This is a genomic window from Brachybacterium nesterenkovii (assembly GCF_900163655.1).
GTDB classification, from domain to species: domain Bacteria; phylum Actinomycetota; class Actinomycetes; order Actinomycetales; family Dermabacteraceae; genus Brachybacterium; species Brachybacterium nesterenkovii.
On sequence record NZ_FWFG01000110.1, the window covers coordinates 1 to 20,711 of the forward strand.

A 20,711-nucleotide genomic window follows, 5' to 3' on the forward strand; every position below is an offset into this window, starting at 1 on the left:
CCAGGCTCCCGCCCGCCCCGCACCTCCGCGGCAGATCGTCCTGGTGGCCGGGCCCTCGGGCAGCGGCAAGGGCCTCATGACCCAGCGCAGCGGGCTGCCGCTCGTGCAGCTCGACGAGTTCTACCGCGACCTCGACGACCCGGGTCTGCCGCGCCGCTTCGGCATCGTCGACTGGGACGACCCGGCCTCATGGGACGCCGGCGCCGCGCTCGCAGCGCTCACGCATCTGGCGCATGAGGGCCGCACCGAGATCCCCGAGTACTCGATCTCCGCGTCGCGCCGCACCGGCACGCGGGAGCTCGCGGCCGGCGATGCGCGCCTGATCGTCGCCGAGGGCATCTTCGCCGCCGAGCTGGTCGAGCCCCTGCGCCGCGCGGGCCTGCTGGCCGATGCGCTCGTCCTGTCGCGACCCGCCCCGCTCGTGTTCGGCCTGCGACTGGCCCGGGACCTCGCCGAGTCCCGCAAGCCGCCGCTCACGCTCATGCGGCGCGGCTATGCGCTCGCGCGCGAGCAGGGGGCCTCGATCACCGCCTGGGAGGCGGCGGGCATGCGCCGCGTGGGTCTGCACGAGGGCCTCGCCCGCCTGCGCGCCCTCGACCAGCTCGCTGACGCCGACCGCCATGTGCGGACAGCGGGCGGCACTGAGGACGTGCTGCGCATCGCGGCCGTCTGCTTCGTGCGGATGGGCGCAGGCGGCCTCGAGGTCCTCGCCGTCCGCAAGCGCGGCACGGGCTCGTTCATGCAGCCCGGCGGGAAGCTCGAGCCCGGCGAGGACGCGCGCGCCTGCGCGGTGCGGGAGATCGCCGAGGAGCTGGGCGTGGGCCTTGACGAGGACCAGCTCGAGCTGCTGGGCGAGTTCACCGCGCCCGCCGCCAACGAGCCGGCCACGCGCGTCGAGGCCAGCGTGTTCCTCGCCCCGGCGGAGCTCCTCCCCCGCGACGTCGAGGTCATGGCCGAGATCGCCGAGGCCCAGTGGTGCACGGTCGCCGCTCCCCAGACCGGACGCCGCTGGGCACCGCTGATGACCGAGCACATCCTGCCGGCGCTGCGGGTCCTGCCACTGTGAACGCATGATGACCGGGCCCGACACGCTGACCTCACGGCAGCGCGAGCTCCTCGCCCTCTGGTTCCCCGACGCCGACCTCATCGCCGACCTCTCCTGGGGCCTGATCGGCACGACCGTGCTGCACCTGCGCACCGAGCACGGCGACGTCATCGTCAAGGCCGGTGACCAACGGGACGTCCATATCGCGCGCGAGATCCGCGCGCACCGCTCCTGGACCGCCCCCTGGCTGCGCGACAGGCGCGTGGGCCGGCTGCTGCATGCGGACGACGACGCACGGATGCTCGCGACCTCCTACCTTCCCGGTGCCCTCGTGCAGGAGACTCCCGCGGAGACGGATCCGGAGGTCCACCGCCAGGCCGGGGCGCTGCTCGCCCTCTTCCACGGGCACACGGCATGCGCGGATCCGTCGTGGTGGTCGCACCAGAGGGAGCACGTGCTGGAGGCCCTCGCACGGCCTCACCGCATCAGCGACGGCATGGCGCGGACCGCCCGCGCGGACGTCAGCGCCTGGCCGGATGAACCGGCCGTGCTCGTCCCCACCCACGGCGACTACCACGGGCGCAACTGGCTGGTGGACGGCGATTCCGTCCGCGTCATCGACCTCGGCCGTGCAGATCTGCGACCGGCGCTCGAGGACTTCACCCGCCTGAGCGGGCGCCTCTTCCCCGCGCATCCCGCGTGCGAGAAGGCCTTCATCGCCGGCTATGGCTCCGATCCGCGCGCCGAGGACCGCTCCGCATGGCGCCGCATGCTGTTACGCGAGGCGATCAGCACCGCCGTGTGGGCCTTCGGCGTGGGCGACGAGGAGTTCGAGCGCCATGGCCTCCGCCTGCTCGACGACCTGCTGAGCTGATGGCGACGCACCGCCCCGATGGATCAGGGCCGCTCAGGCGATGCGGTCGAGGACGATGCGCCGCGGTGCCGCCGAGCCGTCCGCCGTGATCGTCCACGCGCCGTCGATGGCCTCGAGCGAGCGGCCGAAGCGCTCCGGGGTGTCGGTGTGCAGCGTCGCCAGCAGATCGCCCGCGCGCACGCTGTCCCCGATGGTGCGGTGCAGCTCGACGCCCGCGCCGGCCTGCACGGCCTCGCCCGGGCGGGAGCGCCCGGCACCCAGGCGCCAACCGGCCACACCCACCGCCATGGCATCCAGGCCGGTCACGACGCCGTCGGCGGTCGCCCGGACCTCCTCGGTGTGCCGGGCCACCGGCAGCGGCGCGTCCACGTCGCCGCCCTGGGCGGAGATCATCGCGCGCCACGTGTCCATCGCGCGGCCGTCGGCGAGCGCGGCCTCGACGTCGGCATCGGGCTGCCCGGCGGCGGCGAGCATCTCGCGCGCGAGCGCCACGGTCAGCTCGACCACGTCGGCAGGTCCCCCGCCCGCGAGCACCTCGATGCTCTCGCGGACCTCGAGGGCGTTGCCCACGGTCAGGCCCAGCGGCGCGGACATGTCGGTCAGCAGGGCGACGGTGCTCACGCCCGCGTCGTTGCCGAGGTCCACCATCGTGCGGGCGAGCTCGCGAGCATCGGCCTCGTCGCGCATGAACGCCCCGGCGCCGGTCTTGACGTCCAGCACGAGCGAGGCGGTGCCCTCGGCGATCTTCTTGGACATGATCGAGCTGGCGATCAGCGGGATCGCCTCGACGGTCCCGGTCACGTCGCGCAGCGCGTAGAGCTTCTTGTCGGCCGGGGCCAGTCCCGCCCCGGCCGCGCAGATCACCGCGCCCACGGACTCGAGCTGGGCCATCATCTCGGCGTTCGTGAGATCGGCGCGCCAGCCGCAGATCGCCTCGAGCTTGTCGAGGGTGCCGCCGGTGTGGCCGAGCCCGCGCCCGGACAGCTGCGGGACGGCGACGCCGAAGCTCGCCACGAGCGGCGCGAGCGGCAGGGTGATCTTGTCCCCCACGCCGCCGGTGGAGTGCTTGTCGGCGGTGGGGCGGGACAGGGCGGAGAAGTCCATGCGTTCGCCCGAGGCGATCATGGCGTCGGTCCAGCGGACGATCTCGCGCCGCTCCATCCCGTTGAGGAGGATCGCCATCGCGAGCGCGGCCATCTGGCGCTCGGCGACGACGCCGCGGGTGTAGGCGTCGATCACCCAGTCGATCTGCTCATCGCTCAGGGTGCCGCGATCCCGCTTGGTGCGGATCACGTCGACGGCGTCGAAGGGCTCGACGCGCGCTGCCTGCGCATCCGGGGCGGTGGTCTCGGCGGTCATCGGGGTTCTCCTCCGTCATCGGGTCGGGCATCAGCGGTCGGCGCGCCGCCGGATCGGGCGGCACCGGCCAGGTCATCGGGCCCGAAGGCCTGCGGGAGCACCTCGGCGAGCGTGCGCTCCCCCTGCGGGGTGAGCATCGTGAAGCCGTCCGCGGCATGCTCGGCCAGCAGCTGGCGGCAGCGCCCGCACGGCATGATCACCGCGCCGTGCCCGTCGACGCACACGAAGCGCACCAGGTGCCCGCCGCCGCCGGCGATGAGCTCGGAGACCATGCCGCACTCGGCGCACAGGGTCACGCCGTACCCGGCGTTCTCCACATTGCAGCCCGTCACCACGCGGCCGTCGTCGACCTCACCGGCCGCGCCCACCCGGTACCCGGAGTACGGCGCGTAGGCGAGCTCGGCGAGGGCGCACGCGCGGGCGTGCAGGGCGGCGAAGGCCTCGGGGATCACGACGTCACTGCTTGACGTAGGGGACGCCGTCGGCGGCCGGGACGCGCACGCGGCCCACGACACCGGCGACCGCGAACAGGGTCACGATGTACGGGAGCATGAGCAGCACGTCGCTGGGGATGCCGCCGCCCCCGGCGCTCACGGCCGAGAGCTTCAGCTGCGTCGCATCCGCGAAGGCGAACAGCAACGCAGCGGCCAGGGCCCCGGCCGGGTGGTAGCGGCCCAGGATCATCGCGGCCAGGGCGATGTAGCCCTTGCCGGCGGACATGTCCTCGCCGAAGGCGACGTTGGTGCCGATGGTCAGGGTCGCCCCGCCCAGGCCCGCGACGGCCGAGCCGAGCAGCACGTTCGTCCAGCGGGTCCGGTTCACGTCGATACCCACGGTGTCGGCGGCGCGGGGGTGCTCGCCGACGGCCCGCACGCGCAGGCCCCAGCGGGTGCGGAACATGGCCACGGTCAGCGCCGCGACGATGATCCACATGAGGTACACGAGGATGTTCTGGTCGAACAGCACGCGCCCGATCACGGGCAGGTCCGCAAGGATCGGGATGCGCCAGTGCGGCAGCACGGAGGCGGTGTTGAAGCGCTCCGGGTTCTGGCGCATCACCGTCCCGAAGAAGAAGCTCGTGAGACCGACCGCGAAGACGTTCAGGACCACGCCGACGATGATCTGCTGGACCTGGTAGCCGACGGCGAACAGCGCCAGCAGGGCGCCGATCACGAGGGCCATGAGCGGGGCGGCGACGAGCCCGGCCCACGGGCCCAGCGCTCCCCCGACGAGGGAGGACACGAGGGCCGCGCCGAACGCGCCGAACAGCAGCTGCCCCTCGATGGCCATGTTGATCACGCCGGAGCGCTCGGACAGGACGCCCGCCTGGGCGCCGAAGGCGAGCGGCACCGCCAGCACGATCGTCGTCTGCAGGAGCGAGCCGATGCTCATCGTCTCGCTGCCCGCAGACGCCCAGGTGAGGAAGCCCAGCACCCACAGCAGCGCGAACAGGGCCAGCAGGCCGATCCGCACGAGGGGCCGCAGGGCGACGTTCGCCCACTGCGCCCACCAGAAGAACGCGGCGATCGCCAGGCACAGCGCGGTCAGGACGATCGTGGCCGGGCCGGTCGGGACGGTGACCGTCTCGGGGATGATCTTGCCGGGGTTCAGCGCGGCCTTCTCGGCGAGGCCGAACGTCGTGGAGGCGCCGGCCTTGGCGCGCAGGCCGAAGAACACCATCGCGGCGAGGGCGAGCACGGTGAGCGTCGCCGGCAGGTGCCACCAGGAGCGGGAGCGGTCGGCGAGGACGGTCCGCTCGATGACGGTGTCGTCGGCGACGGGCGGCTGGGGGGCGACGGCGGTGCTCATGCGTTCTCTCCCTCGGCGGGGCGCGCGGCGGGGGCCGCGGGGGTCGTGTCCTCGGCGTCGGTCTCGGCGACGGCGGTCGAGCCCGTCGTGGCGCTCGGCTCGGCGGCCGTCGCCTCGGCTGTCGCCACGTCCGTCGCCTCGGTGCGGCGGCGAGCGCGGCGCTTGCGCGCCGTGCCCGGACGGTCGACGCCGCCGAGGCCGACGAGCGAGCGCACGAGCGGCGGGGCGGCGATGAACAGCACGACGAGCGCCTGGATCACCTGGACGAGGTCGAGGGGGACGCCCTGGGTGGTCTCCATGAAGCGGCCGCCCGTGCCGAGCGCCGCGAACAGCAGGCCCGCGAGCAGGATCCCGATGGGGCCGGAGCGGCCCAGCAGGGCGACGGTGATCGCGTCGAAGCCGACGGAGCCCGCGATGCCGCCGGTGAGCTTGTGCTCGGTGCCCAGCAGGTGCACCGCACCGGCGAGGCCCACGAGCGCTCCCGCGGTGACCATGACGCCGATGGCGCTGCGGCCCACGTCGATGCCCGCCACCTCGGCAGCGCGCGGGTTCGAGCCGACGGCGCGGAAGCGGAAGCCGATGGCCGAGCGGTTCATCAGCCACCACAGGAACACGATCGCGCCGATCGCGAAGACGATCCCCAGGTGCAGGCGGAACTGCGGGCCGAGGATCTGAGGCAGCGCGGCGGTGTCCGCGACGGCCGGCGAGACCGGCTGGCTCTTGTTGGCGCCCGTGAAGGCGGTGGTCTTCAGCGCGTAGTTCAACCCGTTGACGGCGATCCAGTTCAGCATGATCGTCGTGATGACCTCGTTGGCGCCGAAGCGCGCCTTGAGGAAGCCGGCGATGCCGCCCCAGATCGCGCCGGCGGCCACGCCCGCGACGAGGGCGACGAGCAGGTGGAGCACCGGCGGCAGGTCGACCGTGAAGCCGATGTACGCGGCTGCCATGGCGCCCGTGATGAGCTGGCCGGTGCCGCCGATGTTGAACAGGCCCGCGCGGAAGCCGACGGCCATGCCGCATGCGGCGATGATCAGCGGCGTCGCGATCGTGAGGGTCTCGGTCAGGGGCTTGATCGCCCGGGCGGGGGTGCGCGCCTGGTAGTCGAAGATCGCCCCGCGGAACATCGCGGCGTACGCCTCGGTGATCGCGGTCCAGGCGGCGCCGAGGGTGTCCTGCGGGCGGGCGAAGAAGTAGCCGGCCGCCGCGCGGACGTCCTCGTCGGCGACGATGATCAGCGCCGAGCCGATGAGGAACGCGAAGACGAAGGCGAGGACGACCACGAGGACGTCGCCGCGGACGATCCGGTCGGCGAGGGAGCGCTCGGAGGCGGGAGCGTCCGCGGGGGCGCCGCCGCCGAGCAGGCCGGTGCCGGCCGGGGCGGCCGCGCCCTCTGCCGGGGCGGAGGCCGAGGGGGCGGCGCTCATGCGATCTCTCCTTCGTCCGCGAGCTGGGTGTCTGTGGTGCGGGCACCGCCGGCCACGGCCTCGCGGGCGGCCTCGGCCGTGTAGCCGGCCATCATCAGGCCCAGCACGTCGCGGTCCTCGTCGCCGGGGACGATGCCCAGGATGCGACCGCGGTACATGACCGCGATGCGGTCCGAGAGCTGGGAGATCTCGTCGAGCTCGGTCGACACGATGACCACGGGGGTCCCCTTGTCGCGCTCGGCGATGATCCGGCGGTGGAGGAACTCGATGGACCCGACGTCCACGCCGCGGGTGGGCTGGGAGGCGATGAACAGCGACAGGTCGCGCCCCAGCGCCCGCGCCATCACGACCTTCTGCTGGTTGCCGCCCGAGAGCGAGCCGACGCTCTGCTCGATCGAGGAGGTGCGCACGTCGAACTCCTCGACGCGCCGGGTCGCGTTGGCGCGGATCGCGGCGAGCCGCAGCGCGATCCGCGAGCCGAAGGGGGCCCGGTCGTACTGGTCGAGCACGAGGTTCTCGGCCACGGTGAAGTCGCCGACGAGGGCGTCGTGGGTGCGGTCCTCGGGGACGAAGCCCACCCCGGCGTCGAGGATCTGCTTGGTCGTGCACCCCACGAGCTCGCGGCCGTCCAGCCGGATCGAGCCGCGCACCTGCGCCTGCAGGCCCAGCAGGGCCTCGCTGAGCTCGGTCTGGCCGTTGCCCTGGACGCCGGCGACGCCGAGGATCTCCCCGCGGCGGACCTCGAAGGAGACGTCGTCGAGCAGCTGCACGCCCGCGGCGTCCGCGACCGTCAGGCCGGAGACCTCAAGGGCCACGTCCCCCGGGGCGGCCGGGGCCTTGTCGAGCTCGAGCGCCACCGAGCGCCCGACCATGAGGGAGGCGAGCTCCGTCTGGTCGGCGGACGGGTCGGCGGAGCCGACGACGCGGCCGCGGCGGATCACGGTGATGCGGTCCGCGACGGCCTTGACCTCGCGGAGCTTGTGGGTGATGAAGACGATGGAGGTGCCCTCGGCCTGCAGCTGGCGCATGATCGCCATCAGCTCGTCGGTCTCGTGCGGGGTCAGCACGGCGGTGGGCTCATCGAGCACGAGCACCTCGGCCTTGCGGGAGAGCGCCTTGATGATCTCCACGCGCTGCTGCGCGCCGACGGGCAGGTCCTCGACCACGGCGTCGGGATCGAGCTCGAAGCCGAAGCGCTCGGAGATCTCCCGCACGAGCCTCCGGGCGGCGGCGAGGTCGAGCATCCCGCCCGCGGTGGGCTCGTGGCCCAGGACCACGTTCTCGGCGACCGTGAAGACGGGCACGAGCATGAAGTGCTGGTGGACCATCCCGATGCCCGCGGCCATGGCGTCGCCGGGGCCGGAGAAGGAGGCGGGGGCGCCGTCGAGCAGGATCTCGCCGCCGTCGGGCCGGTACAGCCCGTACAGGACGTTCATCAGCGTCGACTTGCCAGCGCCGTTCTCGCCGAGCAGGGCATGGATCTCGCCGGGCTCGACGACGAGGTCGATGTCGTCGTTGGCCACGAAGGTGCCGAAGACCTTGCGGATCCCTCTGAGTTCGAGCTTCACCTGGGTTCGCTTCCGTGAGCTGGGCCGCGGCCGGGCCGATGGGGCGCCGTCGGCGGAGCGACAGGCCCGTCCGATCCTACCGGGCGCCGCGGGCGGTGGTGCGCGAGCGCCGTGGCCCGGGGATGTCCCCCGGAGCCACGGCGCTCGGTCGTGGTCGTGCGGTGCGGCGGAGCGGTCAGGCCGCCGTCGGCGAGGCCTGCGACTCGACCTTCACCTTGCCGTCGATGATGTCCTGCTTGAGCTGGTCGACCTCGGTCTTGAGCTCCGCGGGCACCTCGGCGTCGAGATCGTGGTACGGCGCGATGTCCACGCCGCCGTTCTCGAGCGTGCCGACGTAGGGCTTGTTGTCGAAGGAGTCCTCGGAGGCGGACTTCGTGACGTCCTCGACGGCCGGAGCGATGCCCTTCATGACCGAGGTGAGGATGAGCTTCTTGGAGGCCGCGTCGTCGACCGACTCGTAGCCGTCGGAGTCGACCCAGACGACCTTGGCGCCGTCGTGCTCCTTGGCGGAGGCCAGGGTGCCGGAGCCCACGGGACCGGCCACCGGCATGACGATGTCCGCGCCCTGGTCGTAGAAGCCGTCGGAGAGGGCCTTGCCCTTGGACTGATCCTCGAAGTCGCCGGTGAAGGAGCCCTGCTGCGCGGCCTTGTCCCAGCCGAGGACCTGCACGTTCGTGCCGTGGACCTCGTTGTACTTGGCCACGCCGTCGGCGAAGCCGTCCATGAAGATCGTGACGGTCGGGATGTTCATGCCGCCGTAAGTGGCGACCTTCCCGGTCTTGGAGGTGCCCGCGGAGACGTACCCGGCGAGGTAGGCGGCCTGGGCGGTGTCGAAGGAGACGGGCTTGACGTTGGGCAGCTCCACCGGGTTGCCCTGGTCGTCCTGGGCGGTCGAGTCGATGATCGCGAACTTGACGTCGGGGTTGGCCTCGGCCGAGGTCGCGGTCGCGTTGGCCAGCAGGAAGCCGACCGTGAACACGACGTTGCAGTTGCTGGAGACCAGGTTGTCGATGTTGGGCACGAAGTCGGCGTTCGACTTCGACTCCGCGGTCTGGGTCTGGATCTTCAGGTTCTCCTTGGCGGCGTCCAGGCCGTTCTTGCCGGACTCGTTGAACGACTTGTCGTCGAAGCCGCCCGAGTCGGAGACCATGCAGGCCTTGAAGTCGCCGGAGGCCGAGCCTCCGTCGCTGCCGCCCGAGGCGGAATCGGGGGCGGAGCCGCAGGCGGCCAGGGCGAGGGCGCCGACTCCGGCGAGAGCGGCGACGCGGGGCAGATGCTTCACGGGGGTCCTCCAGGGACGTGCGAGGGGCTGGTCCCGGGGGTCCGTCATCGGCATGCCCGGGCGGGATCGGGGATCAGGGTCTGAGACTAGACCCGTCGACGCCTCCGCGGACGGGACCGGGGGTCCGGGCCGACAACCGTTATGACACCGAGACCCAGATGCCTCCGGGACCCGCGATGCCCGGCTCAGCCGAGCGGGAGGTCGCGGTGGACGCACACCCCGGCGAGCAGCGCGGCGCCGATGCCGATCGCGCGCTCGTCGATTTCGAAGTCGCCCATGTGGAGGTCGTAGGTGCGTCCCCCGGGCGCGCGCGTCCCGAGCCGCGCCAGGGCCCCGGGGACCTTCTCGAGGTACCAGGCGAAGTCCTCGCCGCCGAGGGACTGGCGCGCGGAGTCGACGCGGTCGCGCCCGTACGCCGAGGTCACCGCGTCCTCGAGCAGGCGCACGCTCAGGGGGTCGTTGGAGACCGGCGGGACGCCGCGGTCGTGGCGGACGTCCGCGCGCACGCCCCAGGCGTGGGCGATGTCGGCGACGATCGTCTCCATCAGCTCCTCCGCGCGGTCCCATGCCTCGTGGTCCAGGCAGCGCAGGGTCCCCTCGAGGGTGCCCGACGAGGGGATCGCGTTGAAGGCGCTGCCCGCATGGACGCTGCCCCACGTGAGGTTCACGCCGCTGCGCGGATCCATGCGCCGGGTGAGCGCGGCGGGCAGCTGCGTGATGATCTGCCCCATCGCGTAGACGAGGTCCTGCGTGAGGTGGGGCCGGGAGGTGTGCCCGCCGTGGCCGCTGAGGTCGATGCGCACGGGATCGGTCGCCGAGGTGATCGGGCCGGGCTTGAGCCCCACGTGCCCCACGTCGACGCCCGGGTCGCAGTGCAGGGCGAAGATCGAGTCGAGGCCCTCGGCGACGCCCGCCTCGATCATCTCCAGAGCTCCGCAGGGGTGGCGCTCCTCCGAGGGCTGGAAGACCAGGCGGACCGTGCGGGGCAGGAGACCGCGGGAGGCCGCCTCCGTGAGCGCCATCGCCGCTCCGAGCACGGCGGCCATGTGCACGTCGTGGCCGCAGGCGTGGGAGACGCCGTCGACGCGCGAGCGGTAGGGCAGGTCGGTCAGCTCGGGGATCGCGAGCGCGTCCATATCGGCGCGCAGGCCGACGGGCGCCAGGCCCGCATCGGCCCCCGGGATATCGCAGTGCAGCCCGGTGCGGGGCATGAGCACCGGATCCAGCCCCAGAGCCTCGAGGCGCTCGGCGATGTACGCGGTGGTCGCGTGCTCGGCGTGACTGGGCTCGGGGTGCGCGTGGAGGTGGCGGCGGATCGCCCGCAGCTCCTCGGAGCGCTGCTCGATCACCGTGCGGAGGAGGCCGTCCGCCCCGAGCAGCGCCGCGCGCGATTCCGCAGCCGCGCGCGATTCCGCACCGGTCTGCATCGCGGAGGTGCTCGTCATGTCCCGTCCCTTCCTCGCCCGCGACCCGGGGGCGAGGTCCGTCCACGGGCGGGCCGGGGACTCCTCAGCGCAGCTCGCCCCGGCCAATCGCCTCGAGGAGGTCTCCGAGGGCCGAGAGGTCCTGCGCCCGGGCGTCGCCCAGCACCAGCAGGGCGTCGTCCGTGTCGACGACGCTCACGCCGTCGACGCCCACGAGGGCCACCAGACGACCCGGGGAACCGTACACCGTCGCCCGGGCGCCGACGGCGACCGTCTCAGCGCCACCGAGGGAGACCACGTCCTGGCCGCCCCCCGTCGGCGCGTCCTCTCCTCCCGGTCCGCGCAGCTGCCGGGCCAGCGCCGCGAAGTCGCCCACGTCGTCCCAGCCGAAGGAGCCGGGGACGACCGCGACGCGACCGGCGGCCGCGAGCGGCTCGGCGAGCGCATGGTCGATCGAGATCCGCGTCAGCGTCGGCCACACCCGCTCGAGGGTCTCGGCCCCCCGCTCGTCGGCCCTTGCGGCCGCGAGGGCCGCGGCGATCTCGCGCGCCCCTGCGGCCAGTGTCGGCAGCTGCTCGGCGAGGGCGTCGAGCAGCACCTGCGCGCGCACGACGAACATGCCCGCGTTCCAGCGGAAGCGACCGCTGGCGACGAACGCCTCGGCCGTCTCGCGGTCGGGCTTCTCGACGAAGCGCACCACGGGCAGCGCCCCGACGGACCGCAGCCGGTCGGCGAGTGCGGCGTCGCCGCCAGGTGCCGCTCCCCCGGGCCGCGCCGACGCGAGGCTCGCGCCTCCCTGCGCGGCACAGGCCCCATCGGCCTCGGCGTCGGCGGTCTCGATGTAGCCGAAGCCGGTGGCGGGTCCGGTCGGCTCGATCCCGATCGTGACCAGCATGCCGAGCTCGGCGGCGGCGCGGGCCCGCTCGACGGCCTCGGCGAACGCCGCCGTGTCCTCCACAAGGTGGTCCGCCGCGAAGGATCCGATCACCGCATCGGGATCCTCGCGCAGCGCGACGGCGGCCGCCAGAGCGATCGCGGGCATCGAGTTGCGCGGCGACGGCTCCGCGAACACCCGGGCGCGCTCCCCCAGCTGCTCGCGCACCGCGGCCTCATGGACAGCGCCGGTGACGACGATCGGGGGCCGGTCGGCCAGCGGTGCGACGCGCTCGATCGTCTGCTGGAGGAGGGATGAGCCCGTCCCCGTCAGGTCGAGGAGGAACTTCGGGCGCGCCCGGCGGGACAGGGGCCACAGCCGCGTGCCGGCGCCGCCGGCGGGGACGATCGGGACGAACGGCGCCCGGCCGCGGCGAGCACCCGGTGCCCCGGCACCGCGGGCGGCAGGGTCGGCGGCGGCGACGGATCCGGCGGAGGGGTCGACGGGAGGCATGCCCGCAGGCTATCCCGGCCCCCGCCTCCGCGCCGCCCCTGCCTGCACCGGTGCTAGGGTGGCAGGGCCCCATCCGGGTCCGGCCGCCCCGCCGGATCCGACCGCCGCAGCGGTGCCCGGGCGGCCCTCGGACCGTCTCCCGCACCGCCCGGCGATCGCGGAACAGGACCGACCGACGACGTTCGCAGCCCCGCCCTCGGTGCAGCGCCCCGCGCGACGTCCCCGCCCGCGAGCTGTCCGTCGTCATCCCGCCTGTCCCCTCTGGAGGCCTCCGTGGCATCTGCGCAGTCCGGCACGCTCTACCGTGGGCGTGAGGGCATGTGGTCCTGGGTCGCTCACCGCATCTCGGGAATGCTCATCTTCCTCTTCCTCCTCGTGCACGTCCTCGACACCGCCCTCGTGCGGGTGTCGCCCGCGGCGTACAACGAGGTCATCGGCCACTACAAGCTGCTGGTGTTCGGCTTCGGGGAGATCGGCCTGGTCGGCGCGATCCTCTTCCACGCGCTGAACGGCCTGCGGATCATCCTCGTGGACTTCTGGTCGCAGGGCGCGCGCCGCCAGCGCATGCTCTTGTGGGCCGTCGTCGCCGTGTGGATCGTCCTCATGCTCGGCTTCGTGCCGCGCCAGCTCATGCACATGTTCGGAGCGTGATGACCATGACGTCTGCATCCCCCACCCGCATCCCCGAGCCCACCACGCGCTACCGCCGCACCGGCCAGCGCGGCATCAACACCGAGATGCTGTCGTGGCTGTTCATGCGCGCCTCGGGCGTGCTGCTCGTGCTCCTCGTCCTCGGCCACCTGTTCGTGAACCTGTGGCTCGACACCGGCGTGCAGCGGATCGACTTCGCGTTCGTCGCCGGCAAGTGGACCTCGCCGTTCTGGCAGACATGGGACCTGCTCATGCTGTGGCTGGCGATGATCCACGGCGGCAACGGCGTGCGCACGATCATCAACGACTACGCGCGCTCGCCGCGGACGCGCCTCGTGCTCAAGGGCCTGCTCTACCTCGCCTCGACCATCACGATCGTGCTGGGCACCCTCGTCATCTTCACCTTCGATCCGTGCCCGGCCGGTGCCGATCCGAGCCTCCTCCCCAGCATCTGCAAGTGACCCAGGAGTTCTGACCCCCGATGCAGACACATACCTATGACGTGGTGATCGTCGGCGCCGGCGGCGCCGGGATGCGCGCGGCCCTCGAGTCAAGCACGCGCGCCCACACCGCGGTGCTCACCAAGCTCTACCCGACCCGGTCCCACACCGGTGCGGCCCAGGGCGGCATGTGCGCCGCCCTCGCCAACGTCGAGGAGGACAACTGGGAGTGGCACACCTACGACACCGTCAAGGGCGGCGACTACCTGGTGGACCAGGACGCCGCCGAGGTGATGGCCAAGGAGGCCATCGACGCGGTGCTCGACCTGGAGAAGATGGGCCTGCCGTTCAACCGCACGCCCGAGGGCCGCATCGACCAGCGCCGCTTCGGCGGGCACACGCGCGAGCACGGCGAGGCGCCGGTGCGCCGCGCCTGCTACGCGGCCGACCGCACGGGCCACATGATCCTGCAGACCCTCTACCAGAACTGCGTCAAGCAGGACGTCGCGTTCTTCAACGAGTTCTACGTGCTCGACGTGCTCATGACGGGCGACCCCCGCACCGACGAGGACGTGCGCGCGGCCGGCGTCGTCGCCTACGAGCTCGCGACCGGCGAGATCCACGTGTTCCGCGCCAAGTCGGTGGTCTTCGCCTCCGGCGGCTTCGGGAAGATGTTCAAGACCACCTCGAACGCGCACACGCTGACCGGCGACGGCCCGGCGATGGCGCTGCGCCGGGGCATCCCGCTCGAGGACATGGAGTTCTTCCAGTTCCATCCGACAGGCCTCGCGGGCCTCGGCATCCTCCTGTCCGAGGCGGCCCGCGGCGAGGGCGGCATCCTCCGCAACGCTCAGATGGAGCGCTTCATGGAGCGCTACGCCCCGACGCTGAAGGACCTCGCCCCGCGCGACGTCGTGGCGCGCGCGATGGCCAACGAGGTCCGCGAGGGACGCGGCTGCGGCCCCAACAAGGACTACGTGCTGCTGGACCTCACGCACCTCGAGCCCGCGCACATCGACGCCAAGCTCCCGGACATCACCGAGTTCGCCCGCACCTACCTGGGCGTCGAGCCGTACACCGAGCCGGTCCCCGTCTTCCCGACGGCCCACTACGGCATGGGCGGCATCCCCACGAACATCCGGGGCGAGGTGTTGCGCAACGAGTCCGACGTGATCCCCGGGCTGTACGCCGCGGGCGAGGTCGCGTGCGTGAGCGTCCACGGCGGCAACCGCCTGGGCACCAACTCGCTGCTGGACATCAACGTGTTCGGCCGCCGCGCCGGCATCGTCGCCGCCGAGCACGCCCAGGAGGTGGAGATCGCCGAGCTCCCCGAGGGCTCCGAGATCCCCACCGTGGACCTCCTCGAGCGCCTGCGCGATCGTCCGGCCACCACCGACCGCATCGCCGACATCCGCCGCGACCTGCAGGAGACCATGGACGCCAACGTCCAGGTTTTCCGCACCGACGAGACCTGCCGGACGGCTCTGGCGGACATCGCGGAGCTCAAGCGCCGCTACGAGACGGTGGCCGTGCAGGACAAGGGCCGCCGCTACAACCTCGACCTCCTCGAGGCCGTCGAGCTGGGCTTCCTGCTCGACCTCGCCGAGGTCGTCGCGCTCGGGGCGCTGGCCCGTCGCGAGTCCCGCGGCGGCCACTTCCGCGAGGACTACGACAAGCGCGACGACGCGAACTTCCTGTGGCACACGATGGCCTACCGCACCCTCGACGGCCAGGGCGAGGAGGGCACGTCCCTGCGCCTGGGCACCAAGCCCGTCGTGATCACCCGCTACGAGCCCAAGGAGCGCACCTTCTGATGAGCACCGCAGTGCAGGAGCACGACGCCGCCGCGCAGCCCCAGGCCGCGGAGATCCCCTCGTTCGAGGTCACGCTGCGCATCGCGCGCTTCGACCCCGAGGCCGCGGACCCCAGGCCCCGCTGGGAGGACTTCACCCTCACCATGCACGGCACGGACCGCGTGCTCGACGCCCTCCACGAGATCAAGTGGCATCTGGACGGCTCGCTGTCCTTCCGCCGCTCGTGCGCCCACGGCGTGTGCGGCTCGGACGCGATGCGCATCAACGGCCGCAACCGCCTGGCGTGCAAGACCCTGCTCAAGGACCTGAACCTGAACAAGCCGATCACGGTCGAGCCGATCAAGGGCCTGCCCGTCGAGAAGGACCTGATCGTGGACATGGAGCCGTTCTTCGACTCCTACCGGGAGGTCATGCCCTTCCTCGTGGCCAGCGGCCAGGAGCCAAGCCGGGAGCGCCTGCAGAGCGCCGAGCAGCGCGAGCGCTTCGACGACACGACCAAGTGCATCCTGTGCGCGGCGTGCACCTCCTCGTGCCCGGTGTTCTGGACCGACGGGCAGTACTTCGGGCCGGCCGCGATCGTCAACGCGCACCGCTTCATCTTCGACTCGCGCGATGATGCCGGCGAGCAGCGTCTGCAGATCCTGAACTCGAAGGAGGGAGTGTGGCGCTGCCGCACGACCTTCAACTGCTCGGAGGCCTGCCCCCGCGGCATCGAGGTCACCAAGGCCATCGCCGAGGTCAAGCAGGCGGTCATCACCGGCCGCGTCTGATCACGCCGCGGGACTGCGCCGCCCGGTCGGTCCCCGCGAGGGCCCCGTCGATCCTGCGATCGCCGGGGCCCTCGCGCATGCGGACCAGAATTAGCCGCCCGCCGCTCGCGCGGTGCCGTCCGATCGTTCCCGCCCCAGGGCCCGGCCGCTCGCGCGGTGCCGTCCGATCGGTCGCCCCGCTCAGGGGTGCCCGATGCCGGGCCCCTACACTGCGGGCACGGTCCCCGTCACGGGGACATGCACTCGGCATCGTCCGGATCGTCTGGAGGCTCCCATGGCACGCCGCCCCGCCCTCTCCCCTGCCGCCGTGCGCGCGGCCGATCCCCGGCCCGTCCTCCGCCGCGCGGCTGTGTCGCTGCAGATCGGCGCCGAGGTCCGCACGGTCCTCCCCCAGGCGCCTCGCCGCCCCTCCCCGGAGGACCTGCTGTTCCTGGCGCGCGTCCTCGCCCAGGACGCGGTGCGCGCGGAGTTCGTGCGGGAGGGCCTGGACGCGATCGCGGTGCCCGAGGGCTTCAGCCGGGCCGACCTCGCGACCGCCGACCTCCTCGCGGACCGCGACTACCTGGCCTTCATGGATCGCACGCTAGCCGTGCTCGACGTCCGGGCGGATGCGCCGAGCGCCCGCGAGGCGCGCGCGGTCGCCCTGTCCCCGAGCTCGGCCGATGCGCACGGCTTCACGCTCGAGGCGACCAGCACGCTCGCCTCCTACCTCGTGGACGCCGCGGCCCGGCTGCAGGGCGTGCCCGACAGGCCCGCCGACCGCGAGATCTTCGCCGAGACCCAGCAGCGCCTGCTCCGCGACGGCGCGCGCGAGACGCTCAGCGCGCTGGTCACGGCGCCGCAGGAGCTGCGCTGGGCGATGGCCTCGCGACGCCGCATCGCCGAGGGCGCGGCCGACGCCGCGACGGGCGGCCCCGCGCAGGCGGCGGACGAAGGAGCTGGCATCGGCACGACCGGGGCGGCGGGCGCCGCCGCGGGCGGCGAGAGCATCCGCATCCCTCGGTTCTTCGGGGCCGAGCAGGCGCGGCCGCGGCAGGGCGGTGCGGCCAGCGGCACCGGTCCGAGTGGCCGGGAGCGGAAGGAGCGGGAGCGCTGGCGCCCCTCCGACGTGCGGCGCGTGCTCGACCTCGCCGACTCCGCCCGGGGCGTGGCCGACTCGGCCAAGGGATTCCTCGAGACCGAGCAGGGCCGCGCGGCGCTGGACCTGCTGAAGAAGGGCTCGGCGGCCGTCGCCGAGCGCGCCGCGCGCACCAGCGGCACCTCTTCAGCCACCAGCACGGGCAGCGGGACGGGCACGAGCAGCAGCACAGGTGACAGCACGGGCAGTGGCACGGGGAGCACGAGCAGCGGCGCGGGAGCAGACAGCACCGGTTCGACCGGCGGCTCCTGATCCGCACACCGCCCGGCCCCTGGTCGCCGCGCCTGGGGCTCACGGTGACCGCGGCACGGCGGTGCCGCGCGGCTCCCCACCGCACGGCGCACCACCGCGCGGAACCGTCATCGCCGCTCAGGCGTAGGTGACCACCAGCGGTGCGTGGTCGGACCAGCGGGTGTCGTAGCTGGGCGCCCGGTCCACGCGGGCGGAGACCGCGCGCGCCGCGAGCTCGGGCGAGGCGATCTGGTAGTCGATCCTCCAGCCGGAGTCGTTGTCGAACGCCTTGCCGCGCTGGGACCACCACGTGTACGGCCCGGGGCCCTCGCCCGCGAGCGTCCGGTGGACGTCCACCCACTCGCCCTCGACGAGCAGGCGGTCGAGGTAGGCGCGCTCCTCGAGGAGGAAGCCGGCGGACTTCAGGTTGCCCTTCCAGTTCTTGATGTCGACCTCGCGGTGGGCGATGTTCCAGTCGCCGGTCACCACCACGTGACGGCCGTCGGCGCGGAGCTCGGCCATGCGCTCGAGCATCCGGTCGAGCATCGCGTACTTGTCGATCATGGTCTGCGGCTTCTCGGTGTTGCCCGAGTGCAGGTACAGCGAGACGACGGTCAGGTCGTGGCCGTCGCCGAGGGGGTCGGCGAGGTCGGTCTCGAGCCAGCGGCCCGTATGCGCATCGCCGTCCAGGCCGATGCCGCGGCGCGTGGCCTCGAGGTCCACGCCCTCCCGGCCGGCGCGCACCGCGGTCGCGACGCCGGCGCGGCCCTTGAGCAGCGAGGCCTCCCCCGTGATCTGCCAGTCCTTGCCGACGAGGCCCTCGAGCAGCTCGTCGGGGGCGCGGACCTCCTGCAGCGTGATGACATCGGCGTCGGTGGACGCGAGCCAGTCGACCATGCCCTTGCGGGCGGCGGCGCGCAGGCCGTTGACGTTGACGGTGGCGATCGTGAGAGGCATGCCGCCAGTATTCCAGCCGGGGCCGACGGACGAGGGCCGGGCACCGCGGGTGCGGCGCCCGGCCCTCACGTCCGGGTCCGGTGCCCGACCCTTCGTCCCTCGCGCCTCGGGGCGGTCCCGGCCCGGTAGCGGCGCGCGGCGCCGCCGGGGAGCAGCGATCAGGCCTTCTCAGCCCCCGGTCCCATGCCGGCGGCGCGCTCGGCCGCCTCGACCACGTTGGTCACCAGCAGCGCGCGGGTCATCGGCCCCACGCCGCCCGGGTTCGGGGAGATCCAGGCGGCGACCTCGGCGACATCGGGGTGCACATCCCCCGTCAGCACGGCCTTCCCGCCCTCCTCGTCGCTCTCCACGCGCGAGACGCCCACGTCGAGCACCACGGCCCCGGGCTTCACGTCCTCGGCCGTGACGAGGTGCGCACTGCCGGCGGCCGCGACGATCACGTCCGCGCGACGCAGGTGGGAGGCCAGGTCCACCGTGCCGGTGTGGCACAGCGTCACGGTCGCATTGTGCTCGCGGCGGGTCATGAGGGCGCCGATCGAGCGGCCGACGGTCACGCCGCGGCCCACGACCACGACGTCCTTGCCGCGCAGGTCCAGCCCGTGGCGGGCCATCAGCTCGATGACGGCGCGCGGCGTGCAGGGCAGCGGCGTCGTGATCGGCTGGTTGGCGTTGAGCACCAGGCGCCCGAGGTTGGTGGGGTGCAGGCCGTCGGCGTCCTTGTCCGGGTCAATCAGCTCGATCAGCGCGTCCTGGTCCAGGTGCTTGGGCAGCGGGAGCTGGACGATGTAGCCGGTGCAGGCGGGATCGGCGTTGAGCTCCTCGATCACCGCGGCGACCTCCTCCTGCGTCGCGTCCGCGCCCAGGTGCTTCTGGATCGAGTTCAGGCCGATCTGCTCGGAGTCGCGGTGCTTGCCGCGCACGTAGGCGGCGCTGCCGGGGTCGTCGCCCACCAGCACGGTCGCCAGGCCCGGCTGCGGGTGCCCGGCGGCGACGAGCGCGGCGACGCGCTCGGCGAGCTCCTCCTTGATCTTCTTCGCGGTGGCCTTGCCGTCGAGGATCTGGGCGGTCATGGTGCTCCTGTTCGTGACGTGTCGTCGTCGCGTCTGCATGGTCTGCGCCGGCGCTCGGGTGGCGCGCCTGCGCGGTCGTCGTGCGCCGGGTCCCGGCGCACGTCCGGCTGTCCGTCGGCGAGGGCGCCGATGCCCTCGCCTCGTACAGGGTCCCGGGCCCGCGGCGGCGCGGACCCGGGACCCGGGGTGCATCAGTACTGCTGGAGCCCCGCGTACAGGGGCTTGGCGTCCGCGAGCGCCGCGGTGCGGCGGCGAAGGGACTCCGGATCGGCGCCGTCGGTGAGCGCGAGCGCGATGACGTCGGCGATCTCCGTGAACTCCTCGGCCCCGAACCCGCGGGTCGCGAGCGCGGGCGTGCCGATCCGCAGGCCCGAGGTGACGCGCGGCGGCCGCGGGTCGTTGGGGACGGCGTTGCGGTTGACCGTGATGCCGACCTCGTGGAGGCGGTCCTCGGCCTGCTGGCCGTCGAGCGCGGACTCGACGAGGTCGACGAGCACGAGGTGCACGTCCGTGCCGCCCGACATGACCTTGACCCCCGCCTTCGCGGTGTCGGCGGCCTGGAGGCGATCGGCGAGGATCGTCGCGCCCTCGAGGGTGCGCACCTGGCGGTCGCGGAACTCCTCGGAGCCGGCGATCTTCAGGGCGATCGCCTTGGCGGCGATCACGTGCATGAGCGGTCCGCCCTGCTGACCGGGGAACACGGCCGAGTCGATCTTCTTGGCGTGCTCCTCGCGCGAGAGGATCATGCCCGAGCGGGGGCCGGCGAGGGTCTTGTGCACGGTCGTGGAGACGACGTCGGCGTGCGGGACGGGGCTCGGGTGCAGGCCCGCGGCCACGAGCCCGGCGAAGTGGGCCATGTCGACCCACAGGGCCGCTCCGACCTCGTCGGCGATCTCCCGGAAGGCGGCGAAGTCGAGCTGGCGCGGGTATGCGGACCAGCCGGCGACGATGACCTTCGGGCTGTGCTCCTTCGCGAGGGCGCGCACGGCGTCCATGTCGATGCGGCCGGTCGCGGGGTCGACCTCGTAGGCGGCGATGTCGTACAGGCGGCCGGAGAAGTTGATCTTCATGCCGTGGGTCAGATGCCCGCCGTGGGCGAGCGAGAGACCCATGAGGGTGTCGCCCGGGCGGGCGAGGGCGTGCATGACGGCGGCGTTCGCGGTCGCGCCCGAATGGGGCTGGACATTGGCGTGCTCGGCGCCGAACAGCTCCTTCGCGCGGTCGATGGCGATCTGCTCGGCGACGTCGACCTCCTCGCAGCCGCCGTAGTAGCGCTTGCCCGGGTAGCCCTCGGCGTACTTGTTGGTGAGGACGGAGCCCTGGGCCTGCAGGACGGCGCGCGGGACGAAGTTCTCGCTCGCGATCATCTCCAGGGTGCTCTGCTGGCGGGCCAGCTCCCGGTCGAGGACCTGCGCGATGTCGGGGTCGATCTCGACGATGGACTGGTCGTTGACGCTCACGGGCTCTC

General features: G+C 73.0%; 18 protein-coding genes. 7 read left to right on the top strand and 11 right to left on the bottom strand.

The features are described 5' to 3' along the window. The coding region (locus FM110_RS12750) for an NUDIX domain-containing protein (RefSeq protein WP_234992466.1) at positions 1 to 1,066 on the top strand (1,066 nt) is incomplete at its 5' end. Positions 1,067 to 1,070: 4 nt separating this feature from the next. Next, positions 1,071 to 1,919 carry a phosphotransferase gene (locus tag FM110_RS12755; protein WP_200810250.1) on the top strand — a complete coding sequence of 283 codons (849 nt, stop codon included), beginning with the start codon at positions 1,071 to 1,073 and terminating at the stop codon, positions 1,917 to 1,919. A gap of 33 nt (positions 1,920 to 1,952) precedes the next feature. On the opposite strand, the gene FM110_RS12760 is transcribed toward FM110_RS12755, so the two are convergent. From FM110_RS12760 to FM110_RS12795, 8 genes are all read right to left on the bottom strand, one after another. Beyond that, entirely contained in the window at positions 1,953 to 3,278 is a 1,326-nt protein-coding gene (locus tag FM110_RS12760; RefSeq protein ID WP_087105132.1) for a thymidine phosphorylase, read from the bottom strand. Then, on the bottom strand, positions 3,275 to 3,727 hold the full coding sequence (locus FM110_RS12765; protein WP_234992470.1) for a cytidine deaminase: 453 nt from the start codon (positions 3,725 to 3,727) through the stop codon (positions 3,275 to 3,277). Before FM110_RS12765 ends, FM110_RS12760 begins: the two co-directional genes overlap by 4 nt. 7 nt (positions 3,728 to 3,734) lie before the next feature. Beyond that, complete coding sequence (locus tag FM110_RS12770) at positions 3,735 to 5,087, bottom strand: ABC transporter permease (RefSeq protein ID WP_234992467.1); 1,353 nt, start codon at positions 5,085 to 5,087, stop codon at positions 3,735 to 3,737. Next, the gene (locus FM110_RS12775) at positions 5,084 to 6,511 is read right to left on the bottom strand and encodes an ABC transporter permease (RefSeq protein ID WP_234992468.1); all 1,428 of its coding nucleotides are present in this window, start codon (positions 6,509 to 6,511) and stop codon (positions 5,084 to 5,086) included. The genes FM110_RS12770 and FM110_RS12775 overlap by 4 nt, the downstream gene beginning before the upstream one ends. Beyond that, complete coding sequence (locus FM110_RS12780) at positions 6,508 to 8,079, bottom strand: ABC transporter ATP-binding protein (RefSeq protein WP_087105135.1); 1,572 nt, start codon at positions 8,077 to 8,079, stop codon at positions 6,508 to 6,510. The genes FM110_RS12775 and FM110_RS12780 overlap by 4 nt, the downstream gene beginning before the upstream one ends. Before the next feature lie 175 nt (positions 8,080 to 8,254). Then, a complete protein-coding gene (locus tag FM110_RS12785) occupies positions 8,255 to 9,361 on the bottom strand; it encodes a BMP family lipoprotein (RefSeq protein WP_087105136.1) in 1,107 nt (368 codons plus the stop codon). A 185-nt stretch (positions 9,362 to 9,546) separates the two neighbouring features. Next, on the bottom strand, positions 9,547 to 10,806 hold the full coding sequence (locus FM110_RS12790) for a M20 family metallopeptidase (protein WP_234992469.1): 1,260 nt from the start codon (positions 10,804 to 10,806) through the stop codon (positions 9,547 to 9,549). 64 nt (positions 10,807 to 10,870) lie between these two features. Then, positions 10,871 to 12,172, bottom strand: a complete 1,302-nt coding sequence (locus FM110_RS12795) for a mannose-1-phosphate guanylyltransferase (protein WP_087105137.1) — start codon at positions 12,170 to 12,172, stop codon at positions 10,871 to 10,873. A gap of 273 nt (positions 12,173 to 12,445) precedes the next feature. On the opposite strand from FM110_RS12795, the gene sdhC reads away from it, so the two are divergent. From sdhC to FM110_RS12820, 5 genes are all read left to right on the top strand, one after another. Beyond that, positions 12,446 to 12,823: a succinate dehydrogenase, cytochrome b556 subunit gene (gene sdhC / locus FM110_RS12800; RefSeq protein ID WP_087105138.1), complete on the top strand. Its 378-nt coding sequence runs from the start codon at positions 12,446 to 12,448 to the stop codon at positions 12,821 to 12,823. Between the two features lie 5 nt (positions 12,824 to 12,828). Continuing rightward, positions 12,829 to 13,284: a succinate dehydrogenase hydrophobic membrane anchor subunit gene (locus FM110_RS12805; RefSeq protein ID WP_087105158.1), complete on the top strand. Its 456-nt coding sequence runs from the start codon at positions 12,829 to 12,831 to the stop codon at positions 13,282 to 13,284. Positions 13,285 to 13,304: 20 nt separating this feature from the next. Beyond that, a complete protein-coding gene (gene sdhA, locus FM110_RS12810) occupies positions 13,305 to 15,077 on the top strand; it encodes a succinate dehydrogenase flavoprotein subunit (protein WP_087105139.1) in 1,773 nt (590 codons plus the stop codon). Further along, positions 15,077 to 15,847 carry a succinate dehydrogenase iron-sulfur subunit gene (locus FM110_RS12815; RefSeq protein WP_087105140.1) on the top strand — a complete coding sequence of 257 codons (771 nt, stop codon included), beginning with the start codon at positions 15,077 to 15,079 and terminating at the stop codon, positions 15,845 to 15,847. Before sdhA ends, FM110_RS12815 begins: the two co-directional genes overlap by 1 nt. Before the next feature lie 274 nt (positions 15,848 to 16,121). Continuing rightward, complete coding sequence (locus FM110_RS12820; protein WP_087105141.1) at positions 16,122 to 17,237, top strand: hypothetical protein; 1,116 nt, start codon at positions 16,122 to 16,124, stop codon at positions 17,235 to 17,237. Positions 17,238 to 17,354: 117 nt separating this feature from the next. Here the strand turns inward: FM110_RS12820 and FM110_RS12825 are convergent, their stop codons facing one another. The 3 genes from FM110_RS12825 to glyA form a co-directional block, all read right to left on the bottom strand. Beyond that, on the bottom strand, positions 17,355 to 18,173 hold the full coding sequence (locus tag FM110_RS12825) for an exodeoxyribonuclease III (protein ID WP_087105142.1): 819 nt from the start codon (positions 18,171 to 18,173) through the stop codon (positions 17,355 to 17,357). 158 nt (positions 18,174 to 18,331) lie between these two features. Further along, a complete protein-coding gene (locus FM110_RS12830) occupies positions 18,332 to 19,243 on the bottom strand; it encodes a bifunctional methylenetetrahydrofolate dehydrogenase/methenyltetrahydrofolate cyclohydrolase (protein ID WP_087105143.1) in 912 nt (303 codons plus the stop codon). Positions 19,244 to 19,434: 191 nt separating this feature from the next. Then, positions 19,435 to 20,703: a serine hydroxymethyltransferase gene (glyA, locus tag FM110_RS12835; protein ID WP_087105144.1), complete on the bottom strand. Its 1,269-nt coding sequence runs from the start codon at positions 20,701 to 20,703 to the stop codon at positions 19,435 to 19,437. Positions 20,704 to 20,711: the final 8 nt, after the last annotated feature.